Genomic DNA, 15,710 nt, shown 5'->3' with positions numbered 1-15,710 from the left:
TGGGCTTGCCGGTGCCCGCTTGGCGGGTGCTCGGGATCGCCGCCCAGCGGGCGCTCAACGGCGCCTTGTGGGGCCCCGAAGGTGAAGAGCCTGGCGGTGAGGGGTTGGCGGTGGGTGGTCAGGCGGAAGAGGGACCAGGCTACGAGGGCGAGGACGAGCAGGGAGCCGATCTGGATCTCGGCTCGGTAGGCGCTGCCCGTGCCGACCAGTGACTGCAGCCAGCCCTGGACCAGTTTCCAGAACGAGGCGTTGGAGACGGATTTGCTCGTCCGGGTCACGGGTTCGAGCGCGGCCGGTCCGACGATGGCGTAGCCGACGGCCACCACCGTCAAGGCGACCCCGGCCATCAGTGCCAGGCGGGCCGGGCGGCGGCGTAGTTCCCAGGCCGGTCCGAGAGCCACCAGCCCGGCGTTGAGCTTGAGGGCGACCCCCAGGCCGAGCAGCGCTCCTCCGGCCGCAGGCCGTCCTCTGGCGAGGAGAGCCGCCACCATGCAGGCGATGACCAGGGTGTCCACGTGCAGGCCCGCGACGAGGTGGTAGAGCAGCAGCGGGTTGGCCGTCCACAGTAGGGCGGCCCGCGTGCGCCTGGCCGGGTCGGCTCTCGTGAAGCGGTCTATCAGCAGGCCGGTGGCGATGAAGGCGGCGGCGTTGGCCAGAGCGAGGACGAAGATGGTGAGCCGGAGCGAGTCGCCGCCGATCCAGGCGGCCAGGGCCTGCACGGCCGTTGCCACGGGACCGTAGACGCTGGGCTCCTCGCGCCACGGCGCTTCGACCGCGTCGGCGATGGGGTCGCCGGGCAGGGTGTGCGCGCCGTGAGTGTAAGGATCGAGGCCCAGGGTGACCATGCGGCCGTAGGCGGCGTAGTTGAGATGGTCGCCTGACCCCGCCGGGGGCAGGAACGCCAGGAGACCGGCGGCCAGGCTGCCGGCGATCACGAGCATGCGGGGCAGGCGGGCGGAGGTGGCCGCTGCGGGGAGCGCCGTCAGGGCCGCCAGCAGTCCGAGACCGCCGAGGACGAGTGCGGCGGCGGCCATCGCCACCGCCAGGTAGGGGTGAGGGTGGGCGTCCAGGGAGTAGGGCGGGTGCCAGCCCGGGCCTCCCAGCGCTGGGATCATGGCTGACGGGCCGAGCAGACCAAGGGCGATCGTCAGCGTGATCGAGGCGCCGATCAACACCGTGGCCGGCGCCACGAGCCGGCCAGGCAGTCTGTCGCTCCGCGTCTCGGAAGTCACCCGCAAATTCCAGCACACTCCGCACCGGGCTTCGGCCGCCGATCCCCAGCCTGTGGATAACCGCCTCCCTGCCGATAACCCGACAAGGCCAAGCCGCCCGCCCCCGAGCCCGTCAGCGTCTGGGACGTAGTTTGGCCAGGTTCTCGACGACCACCGGCTCGCGGCTGGCCAGCGCCAGCGCCACGTCCCGCAGTTGCTTGGCGCGGTGCAACTGGGCCCGCCAGTCAGACCCAGTGGCACGGTGCGCCATCTCGACCTCGACCTCGGCGATCCGATACCCCTTGCGCAGCAGATCGATGGTCAGGGCGGTTTCCACGCCGAACCCGTGGGCCAGCGGCCGGGCCGCCTCGAAGGCGGCTCGGGTGAGGCAGCGCTGCCCGTTGAGGGGCTGGGACGCCTGGAAGCCGGTGGCGCGGCGGATGCCGTCGCGGGACAGGCGCACCACGATGCCGTGGCCGGCCAGTTTCACCCGGGTCTGGAAGACCGCGATGGTCATGTCGGCCTCGCCGGCGCGGACGGGCTCGACTAAGGGGGCCGCGGCCTGAGCGGTGCCGGCCAGGTCGGCGTCCAGGAAGAGCAGGTGGCGCGGGGTGTCGGCGTCCAGGAGCCGGACCGCCTCCGCGCCGGTCTCCATGGCGGCGGCCTTGCCGCGGTTGCGGCTGTGGCGTACGACCCTGGCTCCCGCGGCCCGCGCGACCTTGCCCGTCTGGTCGGTCGAGCCGTCGTCGACCACGACGACGAGGTCGACGCCGGGCAGGGCGAGCGCGGACCTGACCGTGAGGCCGATGCGATCGGCCTCGTTCTTGGCCGGTATGACGACCGCTGTGTCAGGACTCGTCATGAGCCCTCGGTGATGAGGAACTCCTGCGGCACCTCATCGTGCACGGTGAACACCGAGTCCAGGCCGGTCACCTGAAGGATCTTGCGCACGGCGGGACGGGGGGCGGCCACGTCGAGCGCGCCTCCCTGCTCCTTCATCCGTTTGAGTGCTGAGAGCAGCACGTTCATCCCCGTGGAGTCACAGAAATCCACGGCGGACATGTCGATGACCACGCGGCTGGGCCCTTCCTGCAGCAGGCGGGTGAACTCCGACTGCAGGTGGGGTGCCGTATAGAGGTCGATTTCGCCGGTGATCGCAACGAGTGCATGGCCGGCATGTGATCGAGTCGAGACCTTGAGCTCCACATGGGCAGGCTAGCGGCGAGACGGCCTCGGGTCACGTTGTCACGCCGATAGGAGAACGACGGGTATGAAGCGACGAGGCGAAACGACCGGTTCTTGGCGTGACCTGGCGACACATTTTGCCATCGGGAGCCCCTGGTAGCGATCCGGCGATGAGAGTCCCTGTTTCGGCATCACGGAGACGGAGAGTACGCGAAGCTTGACACTGTGACACCGGCGCCGGCGCCTCCGCGCCGGTCACCACTTCACTCAGGAGGAGGGGCTGGGCGAGATTCGTGGGCCCGATCACCGATGAACACAGACCAAGCCGAAGATCCTCAGCGTCAGAGGCTCCGCGAGCAGCTGGAGGCCATTTTCATCCGCACGGAGAAAGCCGCTCCCTGGCATGACGAGGCCGAGCGCCTGCGCGCCCTGGTGAATCACGAGGGGTACGTCCCCGTCCGCGCCAAGCTGGCCGGCGAGGACCTCGACTTCCTCGCCGGCGCCCGCGACGAGCTGCTCAGGTTCTCCGAGCTCGGGCTCCGGCTGCTGGACCTGCACCAGCCGCGCGACGCGGGGGGCATCACCAGCGACGCCGCGCATCCGATCCTGCGGTGCCGGAGCTGCATGTGGCGCTGGCCCTGCCCGACATTTCGTGCGATGTCGGAGTCGTTCGGAGCAAGCCAGGAGTCTCCCCTACCGGAGTCGGCCTGATGGGTCGTCCAGCGGCAGCCGGATCTCGAACCGGCAGCCGGGCCCGTCGTTGACCACGCCGATCATCCCGTCGTGCGCCTCCACGATGCCCTGAGCGATCGCCAGGCCGAGCCCGGCCCCGCCGTCCGCCGTCGGGGTCCGGGCCGCCTCACCCCTGAACGCCACGTCGAACACCCGTGGCAGGTCCTCGTCCGGGATGCCGCCGCAGCAGTCGGTGACCGACAGGCAGGCCATGCCCTGGTCCACGTGTGTCCGCAGCACGACCGAGCGGTCCGACGGCGTGTGCTTGATCGCGTTGATCACCAGGTTGCCCAGGGCCCGGCTGAGCGCGCCCGCGTCGGCCTCCACCGGCACCGCGGCGGTCGCTTCGGCGGTCAGCAGCACTCCCTTGGCCCTGGCCAGCGGCTCGGCCCCGGCCAGGGTGTCGGCCACGAGGTCCGACAGCCCGACCCGGGCCCGCGAGAGCCGCAGGGCCCCGGCGTGGATCCTGGACAGCTCGAACAGGTCGTCGACCATGGCCGACAGACGTTCGACCTCCAGCCTGATCTGGCCGTGATAGCGGCCGACCGTCTCGCGGTCGGTCACCACGCCGTCCTCCAGGGCCTCGGCCATGGCGCGCATCCCGGCCAGCGGCGTGCGCAGGTCGTGGCTGACCCAGGCGACGAGCTCGCGCCGCGCTCCTTCCAGGGCGCGTTCGCGTGCGTACGCCTCCTCCAGCGTGTTGGCGATCGTCTGGAGCTCGGCCGGCAGCTTGCGGGGCGCGGTGAACGGCAGCTCGCCCACGGCGGCGACGAGCCGCCTGCTCTCCCCCACCACCCGCCGGGCCAGCACGAAGGCGACGCCCAGCCCGACCAGGCCGCCCACGGCCACGACGCTGAGCACGATGTCCCTCGCCGGGCCTTCGATGATCATCCTCATGGTGATCGCCACCACGCCCGCCAGGGTCGCGACGACCGCGACCACCACCACGACGGCCAGCATCACGCCGATCGACCGGGTGCGCAGCCACCACATCGCCCCGATGCCCAGGGCCGCCACCAGGAGTCCGAGCCCGGCAGTGACGGCCACGATCATGCCGAGTTCGTCCGTCATGCCGGGCCCTCAAGCGGTTCGTACCGGTATCCGACTCCCCAGACCGTGACGATCCTGCGCGGCTCGGTGGGGTCCGGCTCGATCTTCTCCCGCAGCCGCCTGACGTGCACGGTCACGGTCGAGGAGTCGCCGAAGGACCATCCCCACACCTGGTCGAGCAGCGCGGCCCTGCTGAAGGCCTGCCTCGGGTTGCGCATCAGGTAGGCCAGCAGGTCGAACTCGCGGGCGGTGAGCATCACCTCGCCGCCGGCCAGCCGCACCTCGTGCGCGCCCACGTCGACCACCAGGTCGTCATCGCGCAGCACCCCGGTGCCTCCGGTGACGGAGGCGCCACGCGCCCTGCGCAGCACCGACTGCACCCGGAGTGCCAGCTCGCGGGGGCTGAAGGGCTTGGTCACGTAGTCGTCGGCGCCGGTCTCCAGGCCCACCACCCGGTCGATCTCCTCGCCCAGCGCGGTCAGCATGATCACCGGGACCGGCCAGCGCTCCCTGAGCTTCCGGCACACCTGCAGTCCGTCGATCTTGGGCAGCATCAGGTCGAGCACCATCAGGTCGGGCGGCCGGGCCAGCGCCCGGCGCAGTGCCTCCGCGCCGTCCCCGACGCACTCCACCTCGTGTCCGTCCCGCTCCAGATAGCGGGCGACCACCTCGGACACGGTGGGGTCGTCGTCCACGACCAGGATGCGGGTCTTCACGACCTCACGGTACGGCGCGGCCCGGCTCGATCGACACCCACGTCATGGGTTCGTAAGCCTCGCGGATCTAGGTGTCAGGACGTACGGTGGCTCCATGAGTCGAGTCATCATGCTCGTGTTGGGTGCCGTGCTGGCGCTCTTCGTGCTGTTCACGTTCATCATTCCCATGGTTCTGGGGCTGCTGAAGATCGCGCTCATCATCGGGGTGGTCGCTCTCTTCGTCTTCATCGCGGTCACCCTGGTCAGCAGGTCGTCTTCATCCCAGTGACGCTTTTCCTGTTCGATCCGTGGCTCATCGCCGTGACGATGATGGCGGTCCTGCTGCTGGCCTCCTGGGCCGCCAGGCTGCTGCCCGTCGTCGGCGGTGAGCCGGCCGGCTTCCCGCTGGTCTACGCGCGGCGTACGGCGTTCCTGCGCCAGCGCGATCCCGACGCGGCGGGACGGCCGCGCTCACGAGCTCCATCGTCACGCCCCGCTTCCGGTTAAGCGGGGCTGTCAAGCCCTGACCTCTGAGTGAGATGGGCTCTCGATGGATTCTCTTGTCACCTTTGTCATCGGCATGGCCGGCGGCGACGCCGCTCTCGGGATCGTGCTGTTCACCCTGGCCGTGCGGCTCCTGCTGCTGCCGCTGGGCATCCGTCAGGCGCGTACCGCGCGGATCAGGGAGCGTCTGGCGCCCAAGCTGCGCGCGTTGCGGAAGAAGTTCGAGCGTGATCCGCAGCGGCTGGCCAAGGAGACGTCCGCGCTCTTCGCCGCCGAGGGCAGCTCGCCGTTCGCGGGGATCCTGCCGGGTCTGGCGCAGCTTCCCGTCATGTGGCTGGTGTTCCGGGTCGCCACGCATCCGACCGCGCTCGTCGGCCATGACCTTCTGGGGGCTCCGCTGGGTCAGCAGGTGGCGAGCGTGATCGCTCATTACGGTCTGGTCAGCCTGCCGGTTTCGGTCTTCGCCTTGGTCATCGTGCTGCTCCTGGTGGTGGCCTGGCTGACCTCGCGGCAGATCACGTCGACGCTCCCGGCGGAGCAGCCCGAGCTCCTGCGAAGGATCATGCCGCTGCTGCCGTACGGTTCGGTGCTCGCCGCCGCCGTGCTCCCCCTGGCGGCGGGACTCTACCTGCTGGTCTCCACGGCCTGGACGGCCGGCGAACGAGCGGTGCTGGCTAGCCGGCCTCTCTGAGTGCGTGGACCTGCCCGTTCATCGATCCATGAGGGGCGGGCAGGATCGCCCACACCGTCGTCGTGTCACCTTCGTGCCGCACACCCCAGCTTTCCGCGACGTACTCGACAATGCCGAGGCCACGGCCGCCCAGCGAGGACAGCGTGGGGCGGCCCGCGCGCGGCTCGGTCGCCGCGCCCCCGTCGCTCACGGCGACCTCAATGTGATCATCGCTGCGCATCCAGGTGACCTTCACCATGCCTGAAGGCAATGGATGCGCGTGCCTCAGCGCGTTGCTCATCAGCTCACTCACCACGAGGACGGCGTCGTCGATCGCGGTGCTGAACACCCCACAATCCTGCAGGTCAGTGCTCAGACGCTGGCGGGCAACGGCGACGCTGGACGGCGCGTACGGCAGCAGCACGACGCTTGACACACCCACCTCCCCGCTCCCAGTGCCCCCCGCGGGAACACTCCCCGGTACGACCGAAATGCCCCGTTACTCGATCCCAGAAACCGCATCTCGATCACAGCTTGTACACATCGGACGATAGATCAGCTCAACTGTGACCACCTCGTTACCGCATCGGTGTGTCGGATCCGATAGAAGATGCGCACCTCAGTTTGAGCTTCATCCGGGTGCCTCCGTCCGGTCGCGGATGGGCGCTCACGTCGCCGCCCTGCGCCCTGGCCAGGCTGCGCACGATGTAGAGGCCGAGGCCGACGCCGCCGAACCTCCTGCGGTCACCGCTGTCCACCTGCACGAACCGCTCGAAGACGCGCTCCCGGTCCGGCTCCGCGATGCCGACGCCCTCGTCGTCGACGACCACGGTAACCCCGCCGTTCTCCGACCAGGCCGCCACCCGGATCAGCCCCCCTTCGGGGGAGTATTTGAAGGCGTTCTCCAGCAGCTGCCCGAGGACGATGTCGGTGGCGAGCGCGTCCCCCCTCACCTGCGGCAGCCCGGCGCCGATGCTCACTTCGACCCGATGTTTGTCCGACAGCACCGGCAGCCCCAACGTCGCCGCGTGCACCCGCTCGGCGAGGTCGAACGGCTCGTCCCTGACCACCTGCTCCTCCGCGCCCGCCCTGGCCCCCAGCAGCAGGTGGTCCATGAGCTGCCCGAGCGACCGGGACCGCTCGGCGATGGTGTGCACGGCCGACCGCCGCTCGGCGTCGCTCAGCTTGTCCCAGCGGGTGTCCAGAGTGCTGGCGAAGCCGCGCACGATGGTGATCGGGGTGCGCAGCTCGTGGCTGGTCGTGGCCAGGAACAGGTCCTTGGCCTCCTCCAGCTCCTTGGCGGCGGTCACGTCACGGAAGTCGACGACCAGCTCGCCGGTCTCCTCGATCTGCGCGCTGACCACGTCGAGCCAGCGCCCGGTGCCGAGCTGGAAGGTGAGCTTCTCGCCGGGGGCGGGCAGTGGGAACGGCGGCTTCTGCCCGATGACCTCCTCGGCGGAGACGGCGGTGAGCTCGGCCGCCGCCGGGTTCCACCTGAGCACCCGGCCATCGCCGTCGAGCACCGCGATGCCGTCGGCGCTGGCGTCGAACACCGCTCGCTCGTGCGCCCGCTGCCGCACCGCGTCCTGGTAGGCGACCGCGTTGCCGACCGCGATGCCCGCGTGACCGGCGAGCAGCTCCAGCAGCTCCAGCTCCAGATGCCCCGGCTTACGCTTGGCGAACAGCGCGTAGAGGGCGCCGTACGGGCGTCCGCCGACGGCGGCCAGGCCCAGCGCGATCGTGTGCAGCCCCTTCAGCTCGGCCCACACCAGCCCGTCGAGCCCCTGTGACTCCAGCATGACGGTCTTGCCGGTGCGCAGCAGCTTGCCGACCAGACTGGAGTGGAGGTCGGTGGTGGTGCCCTGCAGCGTGCGCGGGAGCTGGTAGGTGCTGACCAGCCGTAGCCGCTCCCCGTCGATGAGCACGAACCCGCCCGCGTCCGCGCCGGTGAGCTCGGTGAGGCTGGCCGTGATCCGTTCGAGCACGGCGGGCAGGTCCAGCTCGGCGTTGATGTCGCCCACCACGTCGGTGAGCCGGCGCACCAGCCTGGCCCGGCGCGCCATCCGGTTCTTGGCGGCGTCGTCCATCCGGACCAGGTGGTAGACGCAGACGTAGCCGGCCACCGCGCTGCCCGTGAGCAGCGCGCTGATGTCCACCCGCACGTCGAGCAGCTCCCCGTCGCCGCGCACGCGCTTGGTGCGCAGCGAGACCTGCTCGCCGGTACGGACCCGTTCCAGCACGGCGTGGTGCTCGGCGGTCAGCTCCTCCGGCACGATCGGCGCCCTGCGCCCCAGCATGTCCTCGGCGGTCCAGCCGAAGAGCCGCTCCGCCGCCGCGTTCCAGACCAGGACACTCTGGTCCCTGTCGAAGGCCACCACGGCGTTGGGCGAGCTGTCGAGCACAGCGCGGGCTATCTCATCGTCACTCCCAGCCCTTAGGTCCCCCACATCTCCATAGTGCCTGTGGCGTGGCGCTCATGCCGGGCGATCCGTCCGATACGCTGCGGTCACGGCATTTCCGTGGCTGGCTGAAGAGGGTGAAAGCATGTCAGGCGACCTCGAAGCCCTGCTGCGGGTGACGTCCGACACCTATCGGGACGATCGGCCGCTCGATGTCGCCTTCGGCACCTATGACGGCGCGGTCGGCCGGCTGGTGCTCGCGGTGACCTCCAGGGGCCTCGCCTCGTGCAGCTTCGAGGACGAGAACATCGTGTACGAGCGCGTCGCCAAGCACGTCGGCAGCATGATCGGCACCGACGCCCGGCGGCTGGACCCGGTGCGCAGGGAGCTGGACGCCTACTTCTCCGGCCGGCTGCGGGCCTTCGCCACGCCGGTCGACCTGGCCCTCGCCACGTCGTTCGCGCGCACGGTGCTGCAGAAGACGATGGCGGTCCCGTACGGCACGACCACCACCATGGAGCGGATCGGCGAGCTCATCGGCCGGCCGCGCGCGCTGCGCGCGGTCGGCAACGCGCTCAGCTCCAACCCCGTGTGCGTGGTCGTGCCGTGTCACCGGGTCGTGCGGGAGGACGGCGAGCTCGGCGACTACGCGGGAGGCGCGGCCGCCAAGCGCCACCTGCTCAACGTCGAGCGTCGCGAGTCGCGCGGCGCCTGAGCGCGCCCACCGCCAGCGTGACCAGGGCCGCCACGATGGCTCCGCCCAGCGCGCCGTTCATCCACGGCTCCCTGGTGAAGCCGATCGCCTCGCGGACCGCGGCCCACATCCCGTCCCACTGGGCGATCGTGGGGGTCGAGGTGGTCAGCCAGTAGGCGGCGAAGCCGAGCGCCCAGGGCAGCAGCATCGACCAGCGGGCGGGCGCGTTCTCGGCGGTGTTCCAGCGGGTCGAGCCGCCGAGCAGGAAGTAGTCCACGGCGAGCACCGCGAACATCGGCACGAAGACCGCGCCGATCAGGCCGAGGAACGCGCCGTAGGACGTCACGTCGACCACGAGCGCGATGGCGACGGTGAGCACGCCGATGACGGTGCTGAGGATCCGCCTGTCGACCCGCGGCATGAGGTTCTGCAGCGAGACGGTCGTGGAGTAGACGTTGGCGAAGGACTGGTCGGCCTCGCGCAGCACGAGGATGGCGAAGAACAGCGCGCCCAGCGGCGCGGCCACGAAGGGCACGAACACCGCCGTGCTGTCGGCCGCCACCGCCCCGGCCCCCGCGATGGCCACCGCGTAGACACCGAGCCCGAGGCAGGCGACCTGGGCCAGCGTGTAGCCGCCGACGACCCCGGTGAAGGCGGCCCGGCTGGACCTGGAGTGCCGGGCGAAGTCGGCGGCGAGCGGCACCCACGACACCGACAGCGCGATCACGTAGTCGACCGCGGGCATGAACGCCGTCCAGCTGCCGCCCGTCTGCGGCGGCGCGTCGCCGAGGAACCGTACGGCGAACCAGATGAGCGCGATGATCACGGCGATGGTGATGTAGCGGCGCAGCAGCCTGATCGCGCCGAGCGGCCAGATGGTCAGCACCGTGGTCAGCACCCCGGCGACGATCACCCACACCGCGTACGGGACGGTGTCGCCGAAGATGGCCATCGCGCCCATCGAGATGACCCAGAGCTCGAACGCGCCCCAGCCGATCATCTGGATGATGTTGAGCGCCGTCGGGATGTAGGACAGCCGGGCCCCGAACAGGCCGCGCAGCAGCACCATCGCGGGCTGCCCGGTCTGCGTGCCGGGGATGGCCGACAGCCCCACCATGGCGGTGCCGATCAGGCTGCCCACGACCGTCGCGGTCAGCGCGGCGGCCAGCGTCAGCGGGGCGCCGCCCAGCGGGTCGATCAGGAACAGCGCGCCGGAGAAGCCCAGCAGGCTGACGGCCAGGTTGGCCCAGAGCGCGCCCTGGTCGAGCACGCCCAGCGTCTTGGGCGCCGCGCTTTCGAGGGTGAGGGGGACTTCGTCGTCGTGGACGGCATGCGACATCGCGCACTCCCTACGCCGGCATTACCCGGACAGGTTCATGCGGTCGGCAGCAGCAGTAGCTACCCTCTCAGCCTGGTTGCCCCAAGCTCCCGCGGGGGGTTGGTACACGAAGCTGGGATCATCCCAGCTCGCGCCCCCATGATGCACCATTCGTCCTAGATCGGCCACCACCGGGGTAGCTGCCATCGCGCCCTCGGGAGAGTCCGTGCAGGTCCGCAGGAGTACAGCTACGTGCGTGGCGGTAGCTGTACTTGGTGGCTGTACAACCGTGCACGCTGATGCTGGTCATGCGGACATGCAGCGTTGTGTTCTCTTGCAACGCACCGCTACACGCGAGCTCCGCCAAGTGAGGGCGTCGACACTCATCGCGAAAGCGAGCCCCTGCCGAGCTTCTCATCCTTCAAAGGCACCGCGAAGTAGCCGATCTCCAACGCCTCTTCGTAACACGAAGTTGCGAACCAGCAGGTCAAAGGTGCAAGCCGATAGCCTTTCGAACAAACTGTCGGCCAGCATCCTTATAGTCCAGAGCTTAGAACCGCCTACCCTGCCAGCGAGGCAGCCGGAGCTCCAACCGGGTTTGTCACGCTTGGGTAGCTCTCATCTCTGTCCGATCTTGTACGAAGGGCGCACACTATGAGATCAAGCGTTCACGACCAACATCATCCGCTAGGACACTCGGAGCGAAAGACGTGTCACTCTTCCGACCCGTTCCACCCTTCACACCGGACAGCAGAGCCAATCGACTGGCGGATTACACGGGCTCCGCAAGGGGGAGGTGCTCGGACTCGACTGGAAGTACGTGGACCTCGACGCTGGCGAACTTTACGTCGGCGAGCAACTCCAACGGGTCGGTGACCAACTCCTGCGACGGGCCGTGAAGACCGAAGGCTCCGAGGCGCCGCTACCCCTGCCGGGAATTTGCACCGCCGCCCTCCGACTCCACAAGCAGCAACAGGACCACGACCGCGAGGAAGCTGCGGAGCGTTGGCAGGAGACCGGCCTGGTCTTCACCTCACCCCTGGGCAAGGCCCTCGACCCCACCAAGTTCAACGCCCGATTCGATGCCCGCATCGCTAAATCGGGCATACGCCGAATCACCGTCCATGGCACCCGAGGGACGTGCGCCACGCTGCTGGCCGCACTGGACGTACACCCCCGCGTAGCCATGCGGATTCTGCGCCACAGCAACATCAAAATGACGATGGAGGTCTACACCGACGCTACTGACGAAGCCACCTGTGAGGCCCTGAGGAAACTCGGTGGAGCGCTGGACGGCCTTCCGGAGCCAGGCCTCTGACCACCGCGAATAGTGATGCGCAGGGAACTCATCGTCCAGCGTCAACGACCTACGCCCCCGGCCACCTGACGGCCACGATGGTGCTGGTCTCGCAACTGAGCCTGACGCGCAGGCACAACATACCCGAAACATACCGGCGCCTACTAGAACAGTAGTGGAACCGACTTCGGAGTAACCCGATGCCCGTTTCAGCTGAGGCACAAGACAATTCGCCGCACCCCCGTATGTGGCGAAGTAGAGAAAGGTGTTTTATGAAGCGATTCTTGACGGCGACTGTGCTGGTAGGAGCGAGTTGCTTGACGCTGTTCGTCAGCGCATCCCCGGCCAGCGCAGATGTCCGCGTAGCTACCTACAGCACCTTGAAGAAATGCGCGGCAGGCGATGCGGCTTACACAGCGCTCACTGAGCACGCCTACCGCTGCAAGCGCGGACTCCATTGGCAAAACCCTCCCTATCACCTGTATAGGGTTACGTAGGACCGTTCGGTGTGATGCGCACGGGGCGTGAGCACCAAACACGCGCTCGGAGTCAGCGGGGACGCCGGGGACACCCAGTGACTGTGCGCGGAACAGATCGGTGCGGGGGAACTCAGCGCCGCAACCTCGCGACTACCGCTCCTGGCAGTGACTCCCCCAACTGCTGGGGTCATTCTCGTTGAGCAGGCGCAGAGCCTAGAGGCCTACTGCTGTACTTCGTAGCTGTACGAGGGTCAAAGAGGCCACCTACGAACCCCGTGGGTGGCCTTTGACCTGCACCGGAGCGGAAGTACGCGCCGTAGAGGCACTATCCGGACAGGTTCATGCGGTCGGCAGCAGCAGTAGCTACCCTCTCAGCCTGGTTGCCCCAAGCTCCCGCGGGGGGTTGGTACACGAAGCCGGGATCATCCCAGCTCGCGCCCCCATGATGCACCATTCGTCCTAGATCGGCCACCACCGGGGGCTGTACGGACCGACCGTCTCGCCCGAAGTCATCTCTCGACTCCGGGTGACCAGGCGTATTCCCGGCGTATTCCACAGTGCTGCCGACGAGTGCAATGATCACTCCGCGCGCTGGAGTTCACTCCAAGGCGAACCGCGACATCTCTTGCTGGAGGACTGTTGAAGACACGCATTCTGGGCGCCGTGCTGGGCATCGCAGCGTTGAGCGGGCTGCTGGTGGCAAGCCCGGCGCAGGCGAGAGACGGAGTGTCCTCCGCCCGCGTGTCAAACCCTGACCGTGCCGGCGCCGGGTACGCCCAGACGACCGTCGACTTCGTCAACCGGAAGAAGGTCATCTTTCGGAACTTCAAGGTGCGCGACATCTGTCCCGCTGACAACCATGGGGTGCGGGCCCGGATTGAGTGGATACACACCGACGGAACCAGGGGGTACGGCGCCTGGAAGAAGGACACCAGCTGCGGCTCCCACGGCACCAACTTTGGAAACTTCGTCCGCACCGGCTCCAAGTCCATAAAGTTCGTCTACGTAAGGGTGTGCATCTCCAACAAACGAGGCCAACACCTGGTTTGCAAGGATGGCAAGTGGCGACGCAACCAGTACGTCTGAGCCGCTGACGCTCGGGCTTCAGCTGGTCGGCGTACAGGGCTTGCTGACACTGGCGAGTTCGCGGGGCCATCCGCAACCGTGCGGGTGGCCCTTGACCTGCGTCTTAAAGCAGTACCGGCCGATGACGGCACGATCCTGACAAGTTCGTTCAGGCGACGAAGGGCTGCTGACCCGTCTCGCTCACCATCGGACGCTTCTCGTGCTCCCAGGAGCGCATGCCGCCGTCGACGTTGATCGCCTCGCGGCCGACCTGGTTGAGCCAGGCGGCGACCTGCATCGAGCGGCCGCCCACCCGGCAGACGACGTAAACAGTCCGGTCGCCGGGCACCTCGTCGAGGCGGGACTGGATCTGCGTCATGGGGATGTGCACCGCTTCGGGGGCGTGACCCGCCACCCATTCGTCCTGCTCGCGCACGTCCAAGAGGTATGCGTCGGCGGGGACGTCTCGCGCCTCGACTTCGGGAACCGTCATGCCTCCATCATCTCGCGTCGCGAGTCGTACGCAGCACGCGCTTCGGCGATCTCCCGCTGGTGCTGCTCGGTCCAGGTCACCAGCGACTTGATCGTCTCGTGCAGGGTGCGGCCGAGCGGCGTGAGCGCGTAGTCGACGCGCGGCGGCACCACGGGGTGGACGGTGCGGGTCACCAGGCCGTCGCGCTCGAGCTGGCGCAGCGTGACGCTGAGCATCCGCTGGCTGACGCCGTCGATCTCGCGGCGCAGCTGGGTGAAGCGCAGGCTCTGACAGTCGAGCAGGGCGATGACGAGCAGCGACCACTTGTCGGCGACGCGGTCCAGGATCTGCCGGACCTCGCAGCCCTCCCTGACGTCCCACTGGCGGACGTCGTAGTCGTCGTCGGGGACGGTGCTGTCGCAGTAACCGGGTGACTTTGAAGTGCCGTCTTCCATGTCTGTTCATGCTGCCCCATGATGTGGACGGTTACAAGAGGTAACTGATATGCGAGAACGTAACCGGGGGTTTTCCGATATGCCTACTGCCGAACGACTCAGAGGCCGCCCGCTGGGCGTGCTGATGGTGCTGTGCGGAGCGATCTTCCTTGAGGGCATCGACGTCGCCATGCTGAACGTCGCCCTGCCCGCCATCCGCGCCGACCTCGGCCTGTCGACCACGATGCTGAGCGGCGTGGTCAGCGCCTACGTGCTGGGCTACGGCGGATTCATGCTGCTCGGCGGCCGGGCGGCCGACCTGCTGGGCAGGCGCAGGATGTTCCTGATCTGGCTGACCGTGTTCCTGGTCTTCTCCGGGCTGGGCGGCTTCGCGAACGAGGGCTGGGTGCTGCTGGTCGCCAGGTTCGTCACCGGGGTGGCCGCGGGGTTCATGACCCCGGCGGGGCTCTCGCTGATCACCACCAGCTTCGCCGAGGGCAGGCTGCGCAACAAGGCACTGCTGATCTACGCGGGGACGGCCGCCGCCGGCTTCGCGCTCGGCCTGGTGATCGGCGGTCTGCTGACCGCCATCGGCTGGCGGTGGGTGTTCTTCGCGCCGGTGATCCTGGCGCTGGCGATCCTGCTCGTCGCCGTCCCGCTGATCAAGGAGCCCGCCGCGCCGCCGCCCGCCGGCGGCCGGTTCGACGTGCCGGGCGCGGTGACCATCACCGGCGCGATGATGCTGCTGGTCTATGGCGTGGTACGGCTGGAGCATCCGGCCGAGGGCTGGCCCTGGACCGTCGGCGCGTTCGCCGGCGGGCTGGCGCTGGTGGCGGCGTTCGTGGCCATCGAGCGGCGCTCGGCCGAGCCGCTGATCCGCCTCGGCGTGTTCCGATCCGGGCCGCTGGTGCGGGCGAACCTGGCGGCGATCCTGCTCACCGCCGCCTTCTTCGGCTTCCAGTTCCTGATCACCCTCTATTTGCAGGAACTGCGTGGCTGGTCGGCGATCCAGACCGGTCTCGCGCTGCTGGCCGCCGCCGCCGACGTGATCCTCGCGCCCACCCTCACGCCCCTGCTGGTCAACCGGTTCGGCAACGCCCGGGTGATCTTCGGCGGCCTGGTGTCCGGGCTGGTGGCCTTCGCGCTGTTCCTGGGCGTCGGGATGGACTGGACGTACGCGGCCATGCTGCCGTCGATGCTGCTGATCGGGCTGATGTTCGCCTTCGTCTACGGCCCGTTGACGATCGTCGCGACCGAGGGGATCGCCGAGCACGAGCAGGGGCTGGCCGGCGGGCTGATCAACACGTCCTTCCAGTTCGGGGCCGCGCTCGGGCTGTCGGCGGTCACCGCCGTCAACGTGGCCGCGCTGACCGGGGGCTCGGCCGGGATCGACGCCCTGCGCGCCGCCCTGGTGGTGCCCGTGACGGCCACGCTGCTCGCGGCGGTCATCGTCGCCTTCGGTCTGCGCGCGCGGACCCCCGCCCCGGTGCCCGCCCGCGTGTAGG

16 protein-coding genes, 2 pseudogenes and 1 riboswitch are annotated in these 15,710 nt (G+C 68.8%); of the genes and pseudogenes, 8 read left to right on the top strand and 10 right to left on the bottom strand.

All coding sequences use genetic code 11. The features are described from left to right. Nucleotides 1–92 precede the first annotated feature (92 nt). The 3 genes and pseudogenes from mptB to ACIBQX_RS44905 all read right to left on the bottom strand — a co-directional run. Nucleotides 93–1,175: pseudogene (mptB, locus tag ACIBQX_RS44915) on the bottom strand (polyprenol phosphomannose-dependent alpha 1,6 mannosyltransferase MptB); the annotation flags it as partial. 169 nt (nt 1,176–1,344) lie between these two features. Next, nucleotides 1,345–2,073, bottom strand: a complete 729-nt coding sequence (locus ACIBQX_RS44910) for a glycosyltransferase family 2 protein (RefSeq protein ID WP_397015854.1) — start codon at nt 2,071–2,073, stop codon at nt 1,345–1,347. Continuing rightward, the gene (locus tag ACIBQX_RS44905) at nt 2,070–2,417 is read right to left on the bottom strand and encodes an STAS domain-containing protein (RefSeq protein ID WP_189137419.1); all 348 of its coding nucleotides are present in this window, start codon (nt 2,415–2,417) and stop codon (nt 2,070–2,072) included. Before ACIBQX_RS44905 ends, ACIBQX_RS44910 begins: the two co-directional genes overlap by 4 nt. A gap of 288 nt (nt 2,418–2,705) precedes the next feature. Between ACIBQX_RS44905 and ACIBQX_RS44900 the strand changes: the two genes are divergently transcribed. Further along, complete coding sequence (locus ACIBQX_RS44900) at nt 2,706–3,107, top strand: hypothetical protein (RefSeq protein WP_397015852.1); 402 nt, start codon at nt 2,706–2,708, stop codon at nt 3,105–3,107. On the opposite strand, the gene ACIBQX_RS44895 is transcribed toward ACIBQX_RS44900, so the two are convergent. Continuing rightward, the gene (locus ACIBQX_RS44895) at nt 3,090–4,199 is read right to left on the bottom strand and encodes a sensor histidine kinase (protein ID WP_397015850.1); all 1,110 of its coding nucleotides are present in this window, start codon (nt 4,197–4,199) and stop codon (nt 3,090–3,092) included. The genes ACIBQX_RS44900 and ACIBQX_RS44895 overlap by 18 nt on opposite strands. Then, on the bottom strand, nt 4,196–4,894 hold the full coding sequence (locus tag ACIBQX_RS44890; protein WP_397015848.1) for a response regulator transcription factor: 699 nt from the start codon (nt 4,892–4,894) through the stop codon (nt 4,196–4,198). The genes ACIBQX_RS44895 and ACIBQX_RS44890 overlap by 4 nt, the downstream gene beginning before the upstream one ends. A 94-nt stretch (nt 4,895–4,988) precedes the next feature. Here ACIBQX_RS44890 and ACIBQX_RS44885 point away from each other — a divergent pair, with 94 nt between their 5' ends. Genes ACIBQX_RS44885 through yidC form a run of 3 tightly spaced genes read left to right on the top strand, consistent with a single transcriptional unit; the run spans nt 4,989 to nt 6,068 of the window. Further along, nucleotides 4,989–5,162 (top strand): hypothetical protein, encoded by a 174-nt coding sequence (locus tag ACIBQX_RS44885; RefSeq protein ID WP_397015846.1) that lies wholly within the window; start codon nt 4,989–4,991, stop codon nt 5,160–5,162. After that, nucleotides 5,159–5,380: a DUF6412 domain-containing protein gene (locus ACIBQX_RS44880; protein ID WP_397015844.1), complete on the top strand. Its 222-nt coding sequence runs from the start codon at nt 5,159–5,161 to the stop codon at nt 5,378–5,380. Before ACIBQX_RS44885 ends, ACIBQX_RS44880 begins: the two co-directional genes overlap by 4 nt. A 43-nt stretch (nt 5,381–5,423) precedes the next feature. After that, nucleotides 5,424–6,068, top strand: coding sequence for a membrane protein insertase YidC (yidC, locus tag ACIBQX_RS44875; protein ID WP_397015842.1), 645 nt, complete (start codon nt 5,424–5,426; stop codon nt 6,066–6,068). Here the strand turns inward: yidC and ACIBQX_RS44870 are convergent. Together ACIBQX_RS44870 and ACIBQX_RS44865 are read right to left on the bottom strand one after the other, a co-directional pair. Further along, nucleotides 6,052–6,483, bottom strand: a complete 432-nt coding sequence (locus tag ACIBQX_RS44870; protein ID WP_397015840.1) for an ATP-binding protein — start codon at nt 6,481–6,483, stop codon at nt 6,052–6,054. The two genes, yidC and ACIBQX_RS44870, sit on opposite strands and share 17 nt — an antisense overlap. Before the next feature lie 142 nt (nt 6,484–6,625). Then, entirely contained in the window at nt 6,626–8,449 is a 1,824-nt protein-coding gene (locus ACIBQX_RS44865; RefSeq protein WP_397015838.1) for a PAS domain S-box protein, read from the bottom strand. A 142-nt stretch (nt 8,450–8,591) separates the two neighbouring features. Between ACIBQX_RS44865 and ACIBQX_RS44860 the strand changes: the two genes are divergently transcribed. Then, nucleotides 8,592–9,161, top strand: a complete 570-nt coding sequence (locus tag ACIBQX_RS44860; protein WP_397015836.1) for a methylated-DNA--[protein]-cysteine S-methyltransferase — start codon at nt 8,592–8,594, stop codon at nt 9,159–9,161. On the opposite strand, the gene ACIBQX_RS44855 is transcribed toward ACIBQX_RS44860, so the two are convergent. Then, nucleotides 9,127–10,479, bottom strand: coding sequence for a purine-cytosine permease family protein (locus tag ACIBQX_RS44855; RefSeq protein ID WP_397015834.1), 1,353 nt, complete (start codon nt 10,477–10,479; stop codon nt 9,127–9,129). The two genes, ACIBQX_RS44860 and ACIBQX_RS44855, sit on opposite strands and share 35 nt — an antisense overlap. Continuing rightward, nucleotides 10,470–10,582: riboswitch (TPP riboswitch) on the bottom strand. It overlaps the preceding gene by 10 nt. 663 nt (nt 10,583–11,245) lie before the next feature. Between ACIBQX_RS44855 and xerC the strand changes: the two are divergent. Both xerC and ACIBQX_RS44845 read left to right on the top strand, forming a co-directional pair. Continuing rightward, nucleotides 11,246–11,776 (top strand): annotated as a pseudogene (gene xerC, locus ACIBQX_RS44850) (tyrosine recombinase XerC); the annotation flags it as partial. Between the two features lie 1,097 nt (nt 11,777–12,873). Beyond that, nucleotides 12,874–13,320, top strand: coding sequence for a hypothetical protein (locus ACIBQX_RS44845; protein ID WP_397015832.1), 447 nt, complete (start codon nt 12,874–12,876; stop codon nt 13,318–13,320). A 148-nt stretch (nt 13,321–13,468) separates the two neighbouring features. On the opposite strand, the gene ACIBQX_RS44840 is transcribed toward ACIBQX_RS44845, so the two are convergent. Both ACIBQX_RS44840 and ACIBQX_RS44835 read right to left on the bottom strand, forming a co-directional pair. Further along, on the bottom strand, nt 13,469–13,792 hold the full coding sequence (locus ACIBQX_RS44840) for a rhodanese-like domain-containing protein (protein WP_397015830.1): 324 nt from the start codon (nt 13,790–13,792) through the stop codon (nt 13,469–13,471). Continuing rightward, nucleotides 13,789–14,226, bottom strand: a complete 438-nt coding sequence (locus ACIBQX_RS44835; protein ID WP_397015828.1) for a winged helix-turn-helix transcriptional regulator — start codon at nt 14,224–14,226, stop codon at nt 13,789–13,791. Before ACIBQX_RS44835 ends, ACIBQX_RS44840 begins: the two co-directional genes overlap by 4 nt. Before the next feature lie 79 nt (nt 14,227–14,305). Between ACIBQX_RS44835 and ACIBQX_RS44830 the strand changes: the two genes are divergently transcribed. Next, nucleotides 14,306–15,709 (top strand): MFS transporter, encoded by a 1,404-nt coding sequence (locus ACIBQX_RS44830; RefSeq protein WP_397015826.1) that lies wholly within the window; start codon nt 14,306–14,308, stop codon nt 15,707–15,709. The last annotated feature ends 1 nt before the right edge of the window (nt 15,710 follow it).

Origin of the sequence: Nonomuraea sp. NPDC049714 (assembly GCF_044465295.1) — a bacterium.
In the GTDB taxonomy this organism is placed as follows: domain Bacteria; phylum Actinomycetota; class Actinomycetes; order Streptosporangiales; family Streptosporangiaceae; genus Nonomuraea.
The sequence above is the reverse complement of the archived record's forward strand: the minus strand, read 5'-3'. Positions and strand labels throughout refer to the sequence as shown.